This window comes from Streptomyces sp. NPDC092370 (genome assembly GCF_044755265.1).
Classification (GTDB): domain Bacteria; phylum Actinomycetota; class Actinomycetes; order Streptomycetales; family Streptomycetaceae; genus Streptomyces.
The window spans coordinates 20,016-38,154 of record NZ_JBIVQO010000008.1; the positions used below are offsets into that span (position 1 = coordinate 20,016).

Annotated in this window: 19 protein-coding genes; 11 read left to right on the forward strand and 8 right to left on the reverse strand. The window is 71.1% G+C overall.

Annotation, left to right across the window (positions count from 1 at the left end):
* Nucleotides 1–20: 20 nt before the first annotated feature.
* The 3 genes from ACIQHQ_RS23550 (at nt 21) to ACIQHQ_RS23560 (ending at nt 1,460) form a co-directional block, all read left to right on the forward strand.
* The gene (locus tag ACIQHQ_RS23550; RefSeq protein ID WP_402614604.1) at nt 21–923 is read left to right on the forward strand and encodes an SAM-dependent methyltransferase; all 903 of its coding nucleotides are present in this window, start codon (nt 21–23) and stop codon (nt 921–923) included.
* Nucleotides 924–1,048: 125 nt separating this feature from the next.
* Nucleotides 1,049–1,171: a hypothetical protein gene (locus ACIQHQ_RS23555; RefSeq protein ID WP_402614607.1), complete on the forward strand. Its 123-nt coding sequence runs from the start codon at nt 1,049–1,051 to the stop codon at nt 1,169–1,171.
* Nucleotides 1,164–1,460: a hypothetical protein gene (locus tag ACIQHQ_RS23560; RefSeq protein WP_402614610.1), complete on the forward strand. Its 297-nt coding sequence runs from the start codon at nt 1,164–1,166 to the stop codon at nt 1,458–1,460. The genes ACIQHQ_RS23555 and ACIQHQ_RS23560 overlap by 8 nt, the downstream gene beginning before the upstream one ends.
* Nucleotides 1,461–1,520: 60 nt before the next feature.
* On the opposite strand, the gene argS is transcribed toward ACIQHQ_RS23560, so the two are convergent.
* Nucleotides 1,521–3,284, reverse strand: a complete 1,764-nt coding sequence (gene argS / locus ACIQHQ_RS23565; RefSeq protein WP_402614612.1) for an arginine--tRNA ligase — start codon at nt 3,282–3,284, stop codon at nt 1,521–1,523.
* Nucleotides 3,285–3,433: 149 nt separating this feature from the next.
* Between argS and lysS the strand changes: the two genes are divergently transcribed.
* A complete protein-coding gene (gene lysS / locus ACIQHQ_RS23570; protein WP_402614614.1) occupies nt 3,434–5,179 on the forward strand; it encodes a lysine--tRNA ligase in 1,746 nt (581 codons plus the stop codon).
* Nucleotides 5,180–5,360: 181 nt separating this feature from the next.
* Here the strand turns inward: lysS and ACIQHQ_RS23575 are convergent, their stop codons facing one another.
* From ACIQHQ_RS23575 to ACIQHQ_RS23585, 3 genes are all read right to left on the reverse strand, one after another.
* Nucleotides 5,361–6,629, reverse strand: a complete 1,269-nt coding sequence (locus ACIQHQ_RS23575) for a DUF2637 domain-containing protein (protein ID WP_402614617.1) — start codon at nt 6,627–6,629, stop codon at nt 5,361–5,363.
* A 115-nt stretch (nt 6,630–6,744) separates the two neighbouring features.
* On the reverse strand, nt 6,745–7,632 hold the full coding sequence (locus tag ACIQHQ_RS23580; RefSeq protein WP_402614619.1) for a DUF3558 family protein: 888 nt from the start codon (nt 7,630–7,632) through the stop codon (nt 6,745–6,747).
* Between the two features lie 134 nt (nt 7,633–7,766).
* Complete coding sequence (locus ACIQHQ_RS23585) at nt 7,767–8,585, reverse strand: DUF3558 domain-containing protein (RefSeq protein WP_402614621.1); 819 nt, start codon at nt 8,583–8,585, stop codon at nt 7,767–7,769.
* A gap of 171 nt (nt 8,586–8,756) precedes the next feature.
* Here ACIQHQ_RS23585 and ACIQHQ_RS23590 point away from each other — a divergent pair, with 171 nt between their 5' ends.
* On the forward strand, nt 8,757–9,950 hold the full coding sequence (locus tag ACIQHQ_RS23590; protein ID WP_402614624.1) for an RtcB family protein: 1,194 nt from the start codon (nt 8,757–8,759) through the stop codon (nt 9,948–9,950).
* A gap of 10 nt (nt 9,951–9,960) precedes the next feature.
* On the opposite strand, the gene ACIQHQ_RS23595 is transcribed toward ACIQHQ_RS23590, so the two are convergent.
* A complete protein-coding gene (locus ACIQHQ_RS23595; RefSeq protein ID WP_402614627.1) occupies nt 9,961–10,737 on the reverse strand; it encodes an SDR family NAD(P)-dependent oxidoreductase in 777 nt (258 codons plus the stop codon).
* 121 nt (nt 10,738–10,858) lie between these two features.
* On the opposite strand from ACIQHQ_RS23595, the gene ACIQHQ_RS23600 reads away from it, so the two are divergent.
* On the forward strand, nt 10,859–11,293 hold the full coding sequence (locus ACIQHQ_RS23600; RefSeq protein WP_402614630.1) for an ester cyclase: 435 nt from the start codon (nt 10,859–10,861) through the stop codon (nt 11,291–11,293).
* A 27-nt stretch (nt 11,294–11,320) separates the two neighbouring features.
* On the opposite strand, the gene ACIQHQ_RS23605 is transcribed toward ACIQHQ_RS23600, so the two are convergent.
* The gene (locus ACIQHQ_RS23605) at nt 11,321–11,656 is read right to left on the reverse strand and encodes a YnfA family protein (protein ID WP_402614633.1); all 336 of its coding nucleotides are present in this window, start codon (nt 11,654–11,656) and stop codon (nt 11,321–11,323) included.
* Between the two features lie 110 nt (nt 11,657–11,766).
* Between ACIQHQ_RS23605 and ACIQHQ_RS23610 the strand changes: the two genes are divergently transcribed.
* The 4 genes from ACIQHQ_RS23610 (at nt 11,767) to ACIQHQ_RS23625 (ending at nt 15,432) form a co-directional block, all read left to right on the forward strand.
* On the forward strand, nt 11,767–12,063 hold the full coding sequence (locus tag ACIQHQ_RS23610) for a hypothetical protein (RefSeq protein WP_402614636.1): 297 nt from the start codon (nt 11,767–11,769) through the stop codon (nt 12,061–12,063).
* Nucleotides 12,064–12,085: 22 nt separating this feature from the next.
* On the forward strand, nt 12,086–13,174 hold the full coding sequence (locus ACIQHQ_RS23615) for an LLM class flavin-dependent oxidoreductase (RefSeq protein ID WP_402614638.1): 1,089 nt from the start codon (nt 12,086–12,088) through the stop codon (nt 13,172–13,174).
* Between the two features lie 119 nt (nt 13,175–13,293).
* Nucleotides 13,294–14,013, forward strand: coding sequence for a response regulator transcription factor (locus ACIQHQ_RS23620; RefSeq protein WP_402614641.1), 720 nt, complete (start codon nt 13,294–13,296; stop codon nt 14,011–14,013).
* Nucleotides 14,014–15,432: an ATP-binding protein gene (locus ACIQHQ_RS23625; RefSeq protein WP_402614643.1), complete on the forward strand. Its 1,419-nt coding sequence runs from the start codon at nt 14,014–14,016 to the stop codon at nt 15,430–15,432. It abuts the gene before it with no gap.
* Between the two features lie 158 nt (nt 15,433–15,590).
* On the opposite strand, the gene ACIQHQ_RS23630 is transcribed toward ACIQHQ_RS23625, so the two are convergent.
* Together ACIQHQ_RS23630 and ACIQHQ_RS23635 are read right to left on the reverse strand one after the other, a co-directional pair.
* The gene (locus ACIQHQ_RS23630; RefSeq protein WP_402614646.1) at nt 15,591–16,391 is read right to left on the reverse strand and encodes a GNAT family N-acetyltransferase; all 801 of its coding nucleotides are present in this window, start codon (nt 16,389–16,391) and stop codon (nt 15,591–15,593) included.
* 115 nt (nt 16,392–16,506) lie between these two features.
* Nucleotides 16,507–16,866 carry a MerR family transcriptional regulator gene (locus ACIQHQ_RS23635; RefSeq protein ID WP_402614649.1) on the reverse strand — a complete coding sequence of 120 codons (360 nt, stop codon included), beginning with the start codon at nt 16,864–16,866 and terminating at the stop codon, nt 16,507–16,509.
* A gap of 678 nt (nt 16,867–17,544) precedes the next feature.
* Here ACIQHQ_RS23635 and ACIQHQ_RS23640 point away from each other — a divergent pair.
* Nucleotides 17,545–17,904, forward strand: coding sequence for a hypothetical protein (locus ACIQHQ_RS23640; protein ID WP_390991608.1), 360 nt, complete (start codon nt 17,545–17,547; stop codon nt 17,902–17,904).
* Nucleotides 17,905–18,139 lie beyond the last annotated feature (235 nt).

The following is an 18,139-nucleotide window of genomic DNA, read 5'->3' on the forward strand; positions in this document are numbered from 1 at the left end:
TACTCTTCAGGGAGACATCCATGTCCGGTGACGCCCTCAGCCAGGACCCCGCCGAGCTGCGGAGGAGGATCGACAGCAGCAAGGCGCACCCGGCCCGGGTCTACGACGTCTTCCTCGGCGGCAAGGACCACTACCCGGTCGACCGGGACGCGGCCGCCGCAGCGCTGGCCGCCAACCCGCGCGGGTACCTCGACGTGCGGCACAACCGCGACTTCCTGCGGCGCGCGGTGACCACGCTCGTGGAGCAGGACGGCATCCGGCAGTTTCTCGACATCGGGACCGGCCTGCCCACCGCCGAGAACGTGCACCAGATCGCGCAGCGCATCACGCCCGAGTCGCGGGTCGTGTACGTCGACAACGACCCCGTGGTGCTCGCGCACGCACGCGCCCTGCTGACCAGCGGCCCCGAGGGGCGTACGGACTACATCGACGCGGATCTGCGGGACCCGGCCCGCATCCTCGAACAGGCCGCCAAAACCATCGACTTCGACCGGCCGGTCGCGCTCTGCCTGGTCGCGATCCTGCACTTCGTCGCGGACGAGGAGGCGTATCCGCTGGTGCGCGGACTGCTCGACGAACTGCCCGCCGGCAGCCGGCTGGTGCTGAGCCACCTCACCGAGGACCTCAACCCCGAGAACATCCGCGCGGTCCAGCGCACCTACACCGAGCGCGGGTTCACCTTCGTGCTGCGGTCCCGGGCCGACGTCGAGCGGTTCTTCACGGAGAACGGCCTGAAGATCGCCGACCCGGGCGTCGTCCCCGCGCACCGCTGGCGGCCCGACCACGCCGCCCCCGTCCCCGAGCAGCCGGAGGAGTCCTTCCTCGCCGGGCTCGAGGAGATCGAGAAGGTGCGCTACCGCGACATCAACGACGTCACGGACGCGGACATCAACGTCTACGCGGCCATCGGCGCCAAGGGATGAACCCTGGGTTCCGGGCCCGAGTCCGTGCGCGCCCGGCGTTCGGATCCCGGAACCTGCTGGTAGGCGGCACGTACGTCCTCAGGTTGCGGGGCACCAGGCGTCACCGCGGCCGAAGCCGCCCTGTCATGACCGTCGCCGGACTCGTGCGCAGGCCCGCGCGGCGGTACGGCGGCGAGCGCGGCCCGCACGGTCTCACCGTGCGCGGACGCACCGACGCGCAGGGCCGCACCGTGCACGACCGTGAGTGAGCCGGCCCTCGGCGGGATCGTGAAGCACCCGGCCCAGGGAGAGGGGGCGGGGACGCGGATCATCGCCGAGGGCGACGGTGAACTGCCCGAGGACATGCCCGGCATGGGCCGGCACCGGATGTCCGAGAAGGACACGTTCCCCTCGCGGAGACCGCCCAGCACACCGGGCACGCGGACGTCATCCGGGAGCGCCCTGGACGGCGCGAACACCACCGCCCAGCGCAGGCCCCGTACGGCAGGGGACCCGGCTGCCGCGCCGTCGTGCCCCCGCCCGGCCCGCCGCCCGTGACGCCCGAGGGCGGCACTCGGTGGGGAGTGCCGCCCTCGGGGCTGTCGTCAGGAGCCGGGCTCAGAGCCGCTCGGGCGTCCGGATGCCCAGCAGGGCCATGCCACGGTGGAGCGTGCGGGCCGTGACGTCGCAGAGGAACAGACGGTTCTCGATCTGCCCGGGCGTCTCGGCCTTCAGCACCGGGCACTTGTCGTAGAACGTCGTGAAGAGCGACGCCAGCTGGTACAGATACGCCGTCAGCTTGTGCGGGGCGTGTTCCGCCGCCGCCTCCGCCACCGTCTCCCCGAACGAGTCGACGTGCAGGCCCAGCGCACGCTCCGCCGCGTGCAGGTCCAGCTCCGGGTGGGCGGCGGGACGGGCCTCGCCGGCCTTGCGCAGGATCGACTGGATCCGGGCGTAGGCGTACTGGAGGTACACGGAGGTGTCGCCGTTGAGCGAGACCATCTGGTCCAGGTCGAACTTGTAGTCGCGGTTCGCCGACGTCGACAGGTCCGCGTACTTCACCGCGCCGATGCCCACCTGGGTGCCCCGCTCGGCGATCTCCTCCTCGGAGAGGTCCTGGGCCTTCTCCCGGACCACGGCCGAGGCACGGTCGATCGCCTCGTCGAGCAGGTCGACCAGGCGGACCGTCTCGCCCTCACGGGTCTTGAACGGCTTGCCGTCCTTGCCGAGGACCGTGCCGAAGGCGAGCTGGACCGCTTCGACGTCGTCGTTCAGCCAGCCGGCGCGGCGGGCCGTCTCGAAGACCATCTTGAAGTGGAGCGACTGCCGGGCGTCCACGACGTAGAGGAGCCTGTTCGCCTTGATGTCGAAGACCCGGTCGCGGATCGCCGAGAGGTCGGTCGCCGCATAGCCGTAGCCGCCGTCCGACTTCTGCACGATCAGCGGGACCGGCTTGCCGTCCGGGCCCTTGACGTCGTCGAAGAAGACGCAGAGGGCGCCTTCGGAACGGACCGCCACGCCCGACTCCTCCAGGAGGCGGCAGGTCTCGGCGAGCATGTCGTTGTACCCCGACTCGCCGACGATGTCCTCGTCGCGGATCTCCATGTCCAGCTTCTCGAAGACGGAGAAGAAGTAGATCTTCGACTCGTCCACGAACTTCTGCCACATGGCGAGGGTCTGCGGGTCGCCCGCCTGGAGGTCCACCACCCGGCGCCGGGCACGGGTCTTGAACTCCTCGTCGGAGTCGAACAGCCCCCGCGAGGCCTTGTAGAGGCGGTCCAGGTTCGACATCGCCTCCTCGCCGCTCACCTCACCGGACTCGTGGTCCAGCTCGTGCGGGTGCTCCTCCAGGTACTGGATGAGCATGCCGAACTGAGTGCCCCAGTCGCCGATGTGGTGACGCCGGACCACCCGCTCGCCGGTGAACTCCAGCAGCTGCACCACCGAGTCGCCGATCACCGCGGAACGCAGGTGACCGACGTGCATCTCCTTCGCCACGTTCGGCTGGGCGTAGTCGATGACCGTGGTGCCCGGCCGCTTCGCGCGCGGCACGCCGAGGCGGCCGGTGTCGTCCGCGTAGCGCGCGGCGAGGTTCTGGGTGATCGCACGGTCGGTGACGGTGACGTTCAGGAAGCCGGGGCCGGAGACCTCGACGTCCTTGATCAGCTCACCCGACTCGACCCGGGAGACGACCTGCGTGGCCAGCTCGCGCGGGTTGGCCTTCTCCTTCTTCGCGAGGGCCAGGATCCCGTTGGCCTGGAAGTCGGCCCGGTCGCTTCGTCGCAGCAGCGGGTCCGCGGAGCCGGCCTGCGGCAGGGCTGCCGACAGGGCCGCCGCGAGGCGCTGGTGGACGGAGTCGCTGAGGGACGTGACCGAGGCCATAGGTAGGGGTGCCGTTCTCCTCGAGGGAATCGATGGTCACCGCCAGTATCCCATGGTGGTAAAGCCGTTTTTCCGGGCGCGAGGTGGTCTGGGACAATGATGCGGTCAGCCGTGCGACCGTACCGGCTGCCCGATGCAGAAAGAAGGACGTGCCGATCGTGGCTCAGAGCACCGAGACCACCGACTGGGTCTCCCGTTTCGCGGATGAGGTCATCGAGGAGTCGGAGCGCCGGGCCCCGGGCAAACCCGTCGTCGTCGCGTCCGGCCTTTCGCCGTCCGGCCCCATCCACCTGGGGAACCTGCGCGAGGTCATGACCCCGCACCTCGTCGCCGACGAGATCCGCCGCCGGGGCCACCGGGTGAGGCACCTGATCTCCTGGGACGACTACGACCGGTACCGCAAGGTGCCGGCCGGGGTCCCGGGCGTGGACGAGTCGTGGGCCGAGCACATCGGCAAGCCCCTGACGTCCGTCCCGGCGCCCAAGGGCTCCTCGCACGCCAACTGGGCCGAGCACTTCAAGGCCGCGATGATCGAGTCGCTGGCCGAGCTCGGCGTGGAGTTCGACGGGATCAGCCAGACCGAGCAGTACACCTCGGGTGTGTACCGCGAGCAGATCCTGCACGCCATCAGGCACCGCGGCGACATCGACGCGATCCTCGACCAGTACCGCACGAAGAAGGCACCGGCCAAGAAGCAGCAGGGGCAGAAGCCGGTCGACGAGGCCGAGCTGGAGGCCGCCGAGGGCTCCGGCGCGGCCGCCGAGGACGACGGCAGCTCCGGCTCCGCCGGGTACTTCCCGTACAAGCCGTACTGCGGCAACTGCGAGAAGGACCTCACCACCGTCACGTCCTACGAGGACGACTCCACCGAGCTGACGTACGCCTGCACCGCGTGCGGCTTCTCGGAGACGGTCCGGCTGAACGAGTTCAACCGCGGCAAGCTGGTCTGGAAGGTCGACTGGCCGATGCGGTGGGCGTACGAGGGCGTCGTGTTCGAGCCCTCCGGTGTCGACCACTCCTCGCCGGGCTCGTCGTTCCAGGTCGGCGGGCAGATCGTCGGGATCTTCGGCGGGAAGCAGCCGATCGGGCCGATGTACGCCTTCGTCGGGATCTCCGGCATGGCGAAGATGTCGTCCTCGAAGGGCGGCGTGCCCACCCCGGCCGACGCCCTGCGGATCATGGAGCCGCAGCTGCTGCGCTGGCTGTACGCGCGCCGCCGGCCCAACCAGTCCTTCAAGGTCGCCTTCGACCAGGAGATCCAGCGGCTCTACGACGAGTGGGACCGGCTGGACGCCAAGGTCGCCGACGGCAGCGCCCTGCCGGCCGACGTGGCCGCGCACGCGCGTGCGGTGGGTACGGCCGCCGGTGAGCTGCCGCGAACGCCCCGGCCGCTGCCGTACCGGACGCTGGCGTCCGTCGCGGACATCACCGCCGGCCACGAGGACCAGGCGCTGCGCATCCTCAGCGAGCTGGACCCGGAGCAGCCGCTGACCTCGCTCGACGAGGCCCGCCCGCGCTACGACAAGGCCGAGGCCTGGATCAACACGCACGTCCCCGCCGACCAGCGGACGATCGTGCGGGACGAGCCGGACGCCGAGCTGCTGAAGTCGCTGGACGAGCAGGGCCGCGAGTCGCTGCGGCTGCTGCTGGACGGGCTGGCCGGCCACTGGTCGCTGGACGGGCTGACGCACCTGGTCTACGGCGTGCCGAAGGTGCAGGCCGGGTTCTCCGCCGACGCCACGCCGAAGGAGCTGCCGCCGGAGATCAAGACCGCCCAGCGGTCCTTCTTCGCCCTGCTGTACCACCTGCTGGTCGGACGGGACACCGGGCCGCGGCTGCCCACGCTGCTGCTGGCGGTGGGGCAGGACCGGGTGCGGTCGCTGCTCGGCCAGTAGCCGGAAAGGGCCCTCCGCCGGGAGGGCCCCTTCGTCGCGCGCGGCGGATGACGTCGCGCTCCGGGGATCCCGAGGCGCCCAGGTTCGCGGCGGCCGCCCGTTCCCGGGCGCGGTCGCACCCGGGGGCTGCGCGCAAGCGCAAGGGGAGGGAGCGAAGGTGTGATTCCGGCACCAGCCGCGGCTAGGCGATGTGCTCTTCTTCCATCTCCTTGTAGTGGCGACCGCTGAAGCGGTCGACCATGCGCTTGGCATCCGTGGTGTCGACCCGGATGCCGTACTCCGCCTCGATGTTGTCGACGAGCTGATTCGGCGTCGGGTAGCTGCCGTTGATCGACTGCTTGAAGACCTGGTAGTACGCCTCCTCGTCCGGCTCCGCGACCGGCGCGGCGCCGGGGAGCGGGGCGCCGCCGCCGTCACCCAGTTCACGGGTGCGGCCCGGGCCCACCGGGATGGGGAAGCCGCCGGTGTCCTCCGGGGAGGGCTCCTGCTCGAACTGGGCCTGGTACCGCTCGGCCTCCTGCTGCTCCGCGATCCACTGGGCGTACTGCTCCGCCGGGTCGTAGTCGGGGTCGTAGCCGCCCTGGTACTCGACCTCGCGGGGCGTGTTGAACCACGGGCTCTGCTCGGGCTCCGGGGCGCTCGCCGGCTGCTCGGCGCCGCGGTTGCCCTCGAGCTGCGGCCGCTGCTCGGCGGGCGGTGCCGTCCGCTGCGGGACGGGCGCCGGAGCTGCGGCGCGACCGCCCGCGGCCAGCTCGGTCTGCTGCGGCGCCGGGGGGATCAGCGCCGGCTCTATGCCCGCCGCCGCCAGCCCCGCGGGGGCCGTCTCGGCCAGCGGCACCCCGTATCGCGCCAGCCGCAGCGGCATCAGGGACTCCACCGGTGCCTTCCGGCGCCAGGCCCGGCCGAACCGCGACCGCAGCCGCGCCTGGTAGACCAGACGCTCCTGCTCCAGCTTGATGACCTGCTCGTAGGAGCGGAGCTCCCACAGCTTCATGCGGCGCCAGAGGAGGAACGTGGGCACGGGGGAGAGGAGCCAGCGGGTGAGGCGGACACCCTCCATGTGCTTGTCGGCCGTGATGTCCGCGATGCGGCCGATCGCGTGCCGGGCCGCCTCGACCGAGACCACGAACAGGATCGGGATCACCGCGTGCATGCCCACACCGAGCGGATCCGGCCACGCCGCGGCGCCGTTGAACGCGATCGTCGCCGCCGTCAGCAGCCAGGCCGTCTGACGCAGCAGGGGGAACGGAATCCTGATCCAGGTGAGGAGCAGATCGAGGGCCAGCAGGACGCAGATGCCCGCGTCGATGCCGATCGGGAAGACGTAGGAGAAGTTCCCGAAGCCCTTTTTCAGGGCCAACTCGCGAACCGCCGCGTACGAACCGGCGAAGCCGATACCGGCGATGATCACGGCGCCGGCCACGACCACGCCGATGAGAACGCGGTGCATCCGAGTCAGTTGCAGTGGCGCGGCCACCCGTACTCCCCTCCCCTTGCGTGTTGTTGCGCGCAACAGGGTGGCACATGTGTGCGGAGGACGGGTGGCCGGTTCCCGTCGGGACGGTTCAGCTCTTCGACGCCGGCTTCTTGGACGGCGACGTCGAGGCGTCCTTCGAGGGCTCGTCCGAGGCCTCCTTGGAAGCCGACCCGGACGGCGACTTCGAGGGCGACTTCGACGGCGTCTTCGAAGGGTCGGCGCTCGCCTTGCCGCCGCCGGTGCCGTTCGCGTCGGACACCGCGGCCACCGCCTCCTTGGCGGCCTTCTTCGCGTCCTTCAGAAGGTCCTCGCCGCTCGGCGTCTTGTCGCCGGCCAGACCGGCGCCGTTGTAGTCGAGCGTGACGACGACGTTCTCGACGCGTGCCACGATCGTCTGCTGCTTGAAGGTGCCTTCCTTCTTCTTCAGGTCGTAGCGCACGGCCGTCGCCTGGTCGCCCGTGCCCGTCACCGGCTCGGTCTTGACGCTCTTCGCGCCCTCGACGGCCTGCGCCTCCTGGACCTGCTTCTCGAAGTACTGCTGGGCCAGCTTGTCGGCCGGGCCGCGGGTGACGTCCGATTCGAAGCGCAGCATCGACACGTTGAGCCAGCGGAACTGCGAGCCCTTCACGCCGTTGTTGTCGAGGCTGTTCCAGGAGCAGCTGGCACGCGTCGAGATGTCGTCCGAGGTGCCCTCCTTGCCGGACTTCCCCTCCGGCACGAGGTCCTTCAGCGTCTTCTTCGAGAACACCTTGCACGGCTCCGGAAGCTTGCCGTACGCCGCCGCCTGCACCGTCGGGGACGGGCTCGCGGACGCCGACGCCGAAGCCGCGGCCTTCCCGGCCTTGTCCGTGCTGTCGCCGGAGCCGGAGTCCGAGGAGCAGCCGGCGGCGACCAGCATCACGGGGACGGCGGCCGCGCAGACAAGGACGCGGTTGAGGCGCTTCGCTGGTTGGTCTCGCTGTGCTCGTCGCTGCATGGTTCCTTCACTCATGACGCTCGTGGTTCCCTGCGGTCGGAACGGGTCCGAGTGGTCACGGTACGCGGTGGGGCCACGGTGTGTTCTTCCTTCCCACGCTTTCCGGGTCCTCGTGAAGGGGCCGTGAAGGGGCCTCAGCCGCTCAGCGAATCCGCCAGCTGGGAGGCCAGCTTCTGCGCCCTGTCCTGCATTTCCTTGCTGTCCGGGACGACGCCGACGGTCGTCGGCTGCTCCGCGTACTCGATGGTCACGATGACGTTGGACGTGCGGAACGCCACAGTCACCGTCCGCTGCTTGGCCGTCGAACCGGAACTGTTCAGACCGTCGTCGAGGAAGGCCTCGTCGCCGAGGTCCTCCAGCACCCGGGGCTGCAGGTCGGTCGGGGGCGCGGAAGGGGACGCCGAGGGCGAGGAGGAGCCGGACGCGGAAGGCGAACCGCTCGGGGACGCCTCCGAACCGCCCGCCGGGGTGCTGCCACTGACCGCCGTCTCGGTGGCGGTCGGCGCGGGCAGGTGGGCCGAGGCCTCCTGCTCCGCGAAGAGCTGCTCGGCCCGGCCGGCGTCGCTGACGGCGTTGTCGTAGGAGACGACCCGCTCGAAGTCGATCAGCAGATGGTCGGTGGCGTCCGGGGAGTCCACCTTCCAGCGGCAGCCGACCTTGCGGTCGGTGTCGAAGGTGCTCGTCGGCTCGCCCTCGTAGACCTTCTCGCGCTGCTCCTCGTCGCGGATCCGCCGGATGCCGGGGAGGAGTTCGTCGAGCGCGCTCTCGCTGACCACGGCACAGGGGTCGGGCAGGGTGCGGTAGCGGCCGGGCTCGGCGGCGGGCGACGCCGTGCCGGTGTCACCCGGGTTGGAGTCGTCCGGCGAACCACCGTCGGCCGAGCCGCCGGTGCAGCCGGCCAGCACCGCCGCGAGGAGCACGGCGATACCGGGTGCGTACGCCTTCCGTTGCACGTGGTGGCCCCTCTCGAGACGGATATTGGCTTGCCGCCGCAGGGCGGGCGATGAACACAATGTGTATCGCACGCACAGCCGTGAACGCCGGTCCGATTTCCCTTTCGTTGACCTTGGCTCCGGTATTTGCTGTTGAAGACTTCTACTCGCTTACGGGGGATTGAGGGCGTTATGTCGTATGTAGAAATGCCGGGTGCGAAGGTACCGATCCGGATGTGGGCCGACCCGGCCTCGGTCGAGGAATCGGCGCTCCAGCAGCTCCGGAACGTCGCCACCCTGCCGTGGATCAAGGGCCTGGCCGTCATGCCCGACGTGCACTACGGCAAGGGTGCGACGGTCGGCTCGGTCATCGCGATGCAGGGCGCGGTGTGCCCCGCGGCGGTGGGCGTCGACATCGGCTGCGGAATGTCGGCGGTGAAGACGTCCCTGACGGCGAACGACCTGCCCGGCGATCTGTCCCGGCTGCGGTCGAGGATCGAGCAGGTGATTCCGGTGGGGCGGGGGATGCACGACGACCCTGTCGATCCGGGGCGCTTCCACGGGCTGGCCACCGCCGGATGGGACGGGTTCTGGGGACGGTTCGACGGGGTTGCGGAAGCGGTCAAGTTCCGTCAGGAACGTGCTGTGAAGCAGATGGGAACGCTCGGCGGTGGCAATCACTTTGTCGAGGTGTGCACGGATACAACCGGTTCTGTCTGGCTGATGCTGCACTCCGGTTCCCGGAACATCGGCAAGGAGCTGGCGGAACATCACATCGGCGTGGCCCAGAAGCTCCCGCACAACCAGGGCCTGGTCGACCGTGACCTCGCCGTCTTCGTGGCGGACACCCCGCAGATGGCGGCGTACCGCAACGACCTGTTCTGGGCGCAGGAGTACGCGAAGCACAACCGCACGATCATGATGGCGCTCCTGAAGGACGTGATCCGCAAGGAGTTCAAGAAGGCCAAGCCCACCTTCGAGCCGGAGATCAGCGCGCACCACAACTACGTGGCCGAGGAGCGTTACGACGGGATGGACCTGCTCGTGACCCGCAAGGGCGCGATCCGGGCCGGCTCCGGCGAGTACGGGATCATCCCCGGCTCCATGGGCACGGGTTCGTACATCGTGAAGGGCCTCGGCAACGCCAAGTCCTTCAACTCGGCCTCGCACGGCGCGGGGCGGCGCATGAGCCGCACCGCGGCCAAGCGCCGGTTCACCACGAAGGACCTGGAGCAGCAGACCCAGGGTGTGGAGTGCCGCAAGGACTCCGGTGTCGTCGACGAGATCCCCGGCGCCTACAAGCCGATCGAGCAGGTCATCGACCAGCAGCGCGACCTCGTGGAGGTCGTGGCGCAGATCAAGCAGGTCGTCTGCGTGAAGGGCTGACCGGCCCGCTCTACGACTCCCGGTGCACCTTCGTGTTCGATGCCTGGGCGCGGGGGCGGAGGACCAGGAGGTCGACGTTGACGTGGGCGGGGCGGGTGACCGCCCACGTGATCGTCTCGGCGACGTCGTCGGCTGTGAGGGGCTCGGCGACGCCCTGGTAGACCTTGGCCGCCTTGTCCTCGTCGCCGCCGAAGCGGGTCAGGGCGAACTCGTCCGTCTTGACCATGCCGGGGGCGATCTCGATGACGCGGACCGGCCGGCCGACGATCTCCAGGCGCAGGGTCTCGGCGAGGACGTGGGCCCCGTGCTTGGCGGCCACGTAACCGCCACCGCCCTCATAGGTGCCGTGCCCGGCGGTGGAGGAGACGACCACGACCGTGCCGTCACCGCTCGCGATCAGCTGGGGCAGCAGGGCCTGGGTGAGGTTGAGGGTGCCGATGACGTTCGTCTCGTACATCTGGCGCCAGTCGGCCGGGTCGCCGGTCGCGACCGGGTCGGCGCCCAGTGCGCCGCCCGCGTTGTTGACCAGCACGCCGATCGTCTTGAACGCCGTGGCGAACTCGTCGACCGCCGCGCGGTCCGTGACGTCCAGGGGGTAGGCCGTGGCCTGGTGGCCGGCCGCGGTGATCTCCTCGGCCAGGGCCTCGATGCGGTCCTTGCGCCGCGCGGTCAGGACGACGCGGTAGCCCGCCGCGGCGAGCTGCCGGGCCGTGGCGGCGCCGATTCCGCTGCTCGCACCCGTGACGACGGCGATGCGGGAGGCTGCGGGCGGGGCGGCGGGGGCCATGGGAGCTCCTCGGGCGTGGGTGTGCGGACGGATGGTGCGCGGGTGCTTCCGGCCAGGATAGGTGGGCCCCGCGGTGGGAGAATTGAGACCGGGTGGTCCCCTGTTCTCCAGGAGGTGGATCATGGGTGAGGCACGTGAGGTCATGGACCGGCTGACGGACGCGGTCACCACACACGCCGACCTGAAGGTGTTCGGTGAGCTCTACGCCGAGGACGCGGTCGCCTTCACCCCCGACGAGGGGGAGCTGCGCGGGCGCGACGCGATCGTCGAGTACTGGCGGGCGATGACCGAGGCGGTCCCCGAGGCGAGGTTCGAGGTGCTGCACTCCTACGAGGCCGGTGACACGGCCATCGACGAGGGGATCTTCAGCGGGCGCAACACCGGGCCGCTGGAGCTGCCCAACGGTGAGACGCTGCCGCCGACGCAGAAGGAGATCCGGATCCGCGGGGTGGACATCGCCACGGTGAAGGACGGGCGGATCGTCGACTACCGGCTGTACTTCGACGAGAGGGACTTCCTCGGGCAACTGGGGCTGATGCCGGACGAGCCGTTCTGAGGCCCCGGGCGTCCGGCCGGCGTCCGGTCAGCTGCCTCGCGGGGCGTACATGATGACGGCCATGCCCGCGAGGCAGACCAGCGCGCCCGTGACGTCCCAGCGGTCCGGGCGGTAGCCGTCGGCGACCACGCCCCACAGGATCGAACCGGCGACGAAGATCCCGCCGTAGGCGGCGAGGACGCGGCCGAAGTGCGCGTCGGGCTGGAACGTCGCGACGAAGCCGTAGGCGCCGAGCGCGAGGACGCCGCCGGCCGCCCAGAGCCAGCCCTTGTGCTCGCGCACGCCCTGCCAGACGAGCCAGGCGCCGCCGATCTCGAGGAGGGCTGCCAGGACGAAGAGGGCGGCGGAACGGAGCACGAACATGGCGGCCAGCTTCGCATGCCCGGCGCGAGTGCGTGCCGGGCGTCGCGGGCGGCGGGGCGTCGCGGACAGCCCTGGCGGTTCGCGTCCGGATCGAGGCCCGGGGGATGGCTATGCCCGCGCGGCTGGTCGGCTCGATGGCGCTGCCGGATCCGATGGCGCACGGGTGGGACCTGGCGCGGGCGACGGGCCAGGAGTTCCCGGGCACGGGCGAGGCGGTCGTGGCGGAGCCGGTCGACGCGGTGGGCGAGCCGGCGCCGGCGGCCGGAAGACGGGTGTGGTTCGGGGAGCCGGCGCCGAAGGGCGAGGACGCGTCGGCGTTCGGGCGGCTGCTCGCGCGGACCGGCCGGGCCGCGCACGGGGAACAGCCCGCTGGGGACCGCCGTTCTCCCGGTATAGTTGAACTGTAAACAAGGCGGAGGGTGAGCGACCATGCAGTTCGGGATCTTCAGCGTCGGCGACGTCACGCCCGACCCGACCACCGGCCGGATACCGACCGAGCGCGAGCGGATCAAGGCCATGGTCGCCATCGCGCTGAAGGCCGAGGAGGCGGGGCTCGACGTCTTCGCGACCGGTGAGCACCACAACCCGCCGTTCGTGCCGTCGTCGCCGACCACGATGCTCGGCTATGTCGCGGCCCGCACCGAGCGGCTGATCCTCTCCACGGCCACGACCCTGATCACCACCAACGACCCGGTGAAGATCGCCGAGGACTTCGCGATGCTCCAGCACCTGGCCGACGGCCGGGTCGACCTCATGCTCGGGCGGGGGAACACCGGCCCGGTCTACCCCTGGTTCGGGCAGGACATCCGGCAGGGCATCCCGCTCGCCGTGGAGAACTACGCCCTGCTGCACCGGCTGTGGCGCGAGGACGTCGTCGACTGGGAGGGGAAGTTCCGTACGCCCCTGCAGGGCTTCACGGCCACGCCCCGCCCGTTGGACGGCGTACCGCCGTTCGTCTGGCACGGGTCGATCCGCTCGCCGGAGATCGCCGAGCAGGCCGCCTTCTACGGCGACGGCTTCTTCCACAACAACATCTTCTGGCCGGCCGACCACACCAAGCGCATGGTCGAGCTGTACCGGCAGCGGTACGCGCACTACGGCCACGGGACGCCCGAGCAGGCCATCGTCGGGCTCGGCGGGCACGTCTTCATGCGGAAGAACGCGCAGGACGCGGTACGCGAGTTCCGGCCCTACTTCGACGTGGCGCCGGTGTACGGGCACGGGCCGTCGCTGGAGGACTTCACCGACCAGACGCCGCTGACCGTCGGCTCCCCGCAGCAGGTCATCGAGAAGACGCTGGCCTTCCGCGAGTACGCCGGCGACTACCAGCGGCAGCTGTTCCTCGTCGACCACGCCGGGCTGCCGCTGAAGACCGTGCTGGAGCAGATCGACCTGCTCGGCGAGGAGGTCGTGCCGGTGCTGCGCAAGGAGTTCGCCGTGGGCCGCCCGGCGGACGTGCCGGACGCCCCGACGCACGCGGCCCGGCTCGCCTCCGCCCCGGGGGTGAGAGGCCGGTAGGGCCCGGCTCCCGGGTGCGTGGGCCCTGGTGAGAGGGCAGTGGTGAGAGGGCAGTAAGAAGGACGCTCCGGCGCAGCGCACACGGTCCCCGGGACTGGGCGGCTTGGCACACTGGACGCGTGCCCCACACCGTGCTGCTCGCCGAAGACGACCGCGCCATCCGCCACGCCCTGGAGCGTGCCCTGACCCTGGAGGGCTACCAGGTCATGGCGGTCGCCGACGGCGTCGAGGCGCTGGCGAAGGCCCACCGCAACCGTCCGGACGTGCTCGTCCTGGACGTGATGATGCCCGGCATCGACGGGCTCCAGGTGTGCCGGGTGCTGCGCGCCGAGGGCGACCGGACGCCGGTGCTCATGCTGACGGCCCTCGTGGAGACCGCCGACCGGATCGCCGGCCTGGACGCGGGCGCCGACGACTACGTGGTGAAGCCCTTCGACGTGGAGGAGGTCTTCGCCCGGCTGCGCGCCCTGCTGCGCCGTACCAGCCCGGTGGGCGCCGGGAGCGCGCCGGCGGCCGAGATGCCCAAGCCGCTCCCGGAGCGGTTCATCGAGGCGGCCGGCATCCGCATGGACCCGCAGGCCCGCCGGGCCTGGCGGGGGGCGCGCGAGCTGGAGCTGACCCGCACCGAGTTCGAGCTGCTGGAACTGCTGGTGCGCAACACGGGCATCGTCCTCGACCACTCGACGATCTACGACCGCATCTGGGGATACGACTTCGGGCCCGGCTCCAAGAACCTCGCCGTCTACGTCGGTTATCTGCGCCGCAAGCTCGACGAGCCGGACGCGCCGCAGCTGATCCACACGGTGCGCGGCGTGGGTTACGTGCTGCGGGAGGACTGAGTGGGCCGCCTGCGCCGGCGCTTGAGCGGGCGGCGGCCGAAGCTGGTGTCGCTGCGCACCACCTTCGCGGTGTCGTTCGCGGCGGTGACGGCGGCCGTGACGATGCTGGTCGGCATCCTGTCCTACAGCGCCGCCGCCCGGCTGGTGCGGGTGGACCAGCAGACGGTGTTCGACGAGGTCGTGCAGGACCTGCGCGACGAGGTGCGCCAGAACCACATGACACCCGGCGACTTCTCGTCCGCCGCGCCCGGCCACGACCTGGTGCGTCCGGCCCGCACGGACGTGCAGGTGCTCGGCCCGGACGGGCACGTCGTCGACGCGGGCAGCCCGGGCCTGCCGGTCACCGGCACCGACGCGCGGATCGCCGCCGCGGCCGACTCCGGGCGGGTGGCCGAGCACAAGGACGTCGACGTGGGCGACGACGTCTACCGCGTCGCGACCGTCTCCCTCGGCGGCGGCCGGGGCGCGGTGCAGGTCGCGCAGGAGTTCAGCGACGTCGAGGACCTGCTGCGGGCGCTCCAGCAGCGGACCCTGCTGCTGATGGCCGCCGTGGTGGTCGGGGCGGGGCTGTTCGGCTGGTGGCTGGCCCGGCGGATCACCCGCCGCCTGGTCGTGCTGACCGACGCCGCCGAGGACGTCGCCCGCACCCGCCGGCTGGGCATCCAGGTGCCGGTGGCCGGTCACGACGAGGTGGGCCGCCTCGGCCGTGCCTTCGACCGCATGCTGGGCCGGCTCGCCCAGTCCGAGGAGGACCAGCGCCGCCTGGTGCAGGACGCGGGCCACGAGCTGCGCACGCCGCTCACCTCGCTGCGCACGAACATCTCCCTGCTGCGCCGGATCGACGAACTCCCGCCCGAAACGCGGGAGGAACTCGTCGCCGACCTGGGCCAGGAGGCCAGGGAACTGACCGACCTGGTCAACGAGCTGGTGGACCTCGCGGCCGGGCAGTCCGGCACCGAGCCGTCGCGCCGGCTGGACGTCGCCGACATCGCCGAGGAGGTGGCGGGGGTGGCCCGGCGCCGCAGCGGCCGGCAGATCCTGCTGCGCGCGAGCGGTGACACCACGACCGACGGGCGGGCCGGGATGCTGTCCCGGGCACTGTCCAACCTCGTCGAGAACGCGGTGAAGTTCGACCAGGGAGGCCGGGCGCCCATCGAGATCGTCGTCTCCGGTCCGGCCCGGCCCGGCAGGATCCGGGTCGAGGTCCTCGACCGCGGCCCGGGCATCGCCGACAGCGACCTCACCCGGATCTTCGACCGGTTCTACCGCGCCGCCGACGCCCGCTCCCTGCCGGGTTCCGGGCTGGGTCTGTCCATCGTCCGCGAGGTCGCCCTCGCGCACGGGGGAGCGCCCTTCGCCTTCCGGCGGGAGGGCGGCGGGACGGCGATCGGGTTCACGGTGGGCGGAGGGCTCGACTGACTCGGCGGGCCCCGTGCGCCGGGCGCCGTCGGTCCCGTGACCCCGTCGTACGCGACGACCCTCATGTGGCCGTACGGCGGTTCCCGGTCGTCCACCGCGACCTCCTGGCCCGCCCCCGGGGCGTCGCGCGGGGCGGGCGCGTCGGCGCGGTGGGCCGGTCAGTCGCCGAGGGCGTAGAACCGCATCGGGGAGTTGGGCCGGAACCCGATCCGCGGGTACACGGGCGCTCCGGCGGCGGTCGCGTGCAGCGTCGCCCGGGTCAGCCCGGTGGCCCGGGCCCCTTCGTGGAGCGCCTTGCGGGTCACGGCCTCTGCGTACCCCCGCCGTTCCCACGCCGGATCGGTGGCGACGAGCGCGACGAAGAGCCGTCCGTCGGCCTCGATTGCGGCGGCGCAGGTCACGGGGACTCCGTCCCGCAGGCCCAGGTACGCGAACACCCGGCTCTTCCACAACGCGGATCCGGCGAGCCCGTCCCGTCCGTCCTCCAGCGGGAATCCGTAGGCCCGCGAGTTGATGTCCGCGTAGGCCCGCAGCAGGTCGTCGTCGGTCACGCGCACGAAGGTCAGCTCGGGGTGGACGGGCTCGGGGATCGGCAGCAGGTCTCCCGCCATGCCGGTACCGGGAAAGGCGTAGCGCAGGCCCGCCTGTTCGGCGGCTTCCCCGAGCCCGGCGCGTGCCCGGGGGCCGAGCAGATCCTCGAAGACCCACAGGAACCCTGCGTGGGTCTTGGACCGCATGATCTCGGCGGTCTCGTTCAGCCGCTGCTTCAGCAGCCCGGCGTCCGCGCCGACATCGGTCAGGGTCACGCAGTTCCAGAAGGCGAACCGGCAGTCGGCCCACCGCACGGCGATGCCGGGCAGGTCCCGCACATCGGCATGCGGATCCCGGTCGAGCACCATGGTCCGCCAGACGGTGGCGAGCTGCTCCATCGATTCGATCGAGTCCGCGAGATCACGCACAAGGGCCCCCTCAGGTCACGGTCGGCGACGGCCGCCGTACTCGTCCCGCCCGTCACGGGATGCCCTGGTGCGACCCCACGACGCGTACCGATCCTGCCCCTCGGGGGAGGGACTCTCACATTCCGGCCATCACGCCTCGGGCGGCGGTCGACGGACGGGGCGATCCGTCGGCGCGGAGCTCTTCGGAGTTGAGGCGCCGGGCTTCTTCGAGCTGGTCTTCGAGCATGATGATCCGGCAGGCGGCCTCGATGGGCGTGCCCTGGTCGACGAGCCGACGGGCGCGGGCGGCGGTGCGGAGTTGGTGGCGGGAGTAGCGGCGGTGGCCGCCCCGGGAGCGAAGGGGTGTGATCAGGGAAGCCTCGTCGAGGGCACGGAGAAAGCCGGGAGTGGTGCCGAGCAACGCGGCGGCCCGGCCCGTCGTGTACGCGGGGTAGTGGTCGTCGTCGAGACGGCCCAGTGTCTCGTCTGCTGTCATCTCACCTCTCTGGTGGAACGCGTAGAGGGGCCCTGGCGCCGTACGGCACCAGGGCCCCGAAGGGACTACAACACCATCTGCCGGCCCTAATACCTCGCCGGCCTTCTGTTTCCGCCCTGCCGTCCGATACTGCGACGGGGGTGCGGGGATCGCGGATGCGTGACCGGAGACCACCTGCCTATCGATGTCCTGCGGCACCCGGACCCATCTCTGGCGCCCGGGCGATCCTGATGGCGCTCGCGTCCTCCGTTCTTCCCTCTGAATCGATCACTTGCCAAACGGGAACTGCGTACTGCTGATGGCGGCCCCTCGTCCTGCGGGCCACCCGGTCCGGTCGCCAGTTCCGTCGCCGTCGTGCAACCACCTGGCTTCGAAACTCCGCCACCGCACCGTCATGCGGGTACTGCTGCCCGGCAGTTCGTGTCTGCCGGGCCTCACTGGATCTCGGCTACGAGAGAAACGATAAAGAGTCGAGCGAAGAATGTCTACTCCAGCGAGCATAGATTTTGGTCTGCTCGGCGGTGAGGTTCCGGGTCGGCCGATCTCCGCGCACCGAGCGGCCACCCACGGCGCCCGGGACGCCCGGGCTTCCGGCGGCGCCACCGGGGACGCCCGTTACGTCTCGGTAGTGCCACCACCCGAGGCACCCGGACGGGCCGGTGCATAGAATCCGGTCCCATGCGGAAGCCTGACGAGCTGATCGTTGACATCGCTGCCCTTGTGGAGTCGGGGCAGAGCAACCAGATGTCCTTGACCGTGGTCGCCGGTGGTGCTGTCATCACCGGTCGGCTGGCCCCAGAAGCCGTGTGGAGGCAGAGGGTTTCGGAGGTGCTGACCAACTCCGCCCGACTCGGCGAGTTCTCCACCGTCTTCGACACCCCCACGAAGAAGGACGGTCCGCCCACGCATCTGCACTTCCATGTCGCCCGCATCCTCCAGGGCACGGTGGGGATCCCGGAGACGGGCGGTATGTACCGCGTCGCCATCGAGGATGTCAGCGCCTGGACCGTGGGGGACTTCAGCTACTCCGACCACTGAGCCACCGACCCGGCAGCGGACATCCACGCGGGAGCAGTCGGTTCCCGCGCGGGTGTCCCCCTGGCACGCCCCTCAAGGGGCGGGGAGCGGTGCGGCGTTGACGCCTGAACCCGAGGCCCCGCCGGGGACGTGCGCCTCGCCCCACCGCTCGCACCGGCCGTGATCCGGGGGGCGAGCAGGGGCACAGGCATGCCGAGCGCCGGCAGAGCGGCGCAGGTGCGGCCGTGGACGCAGA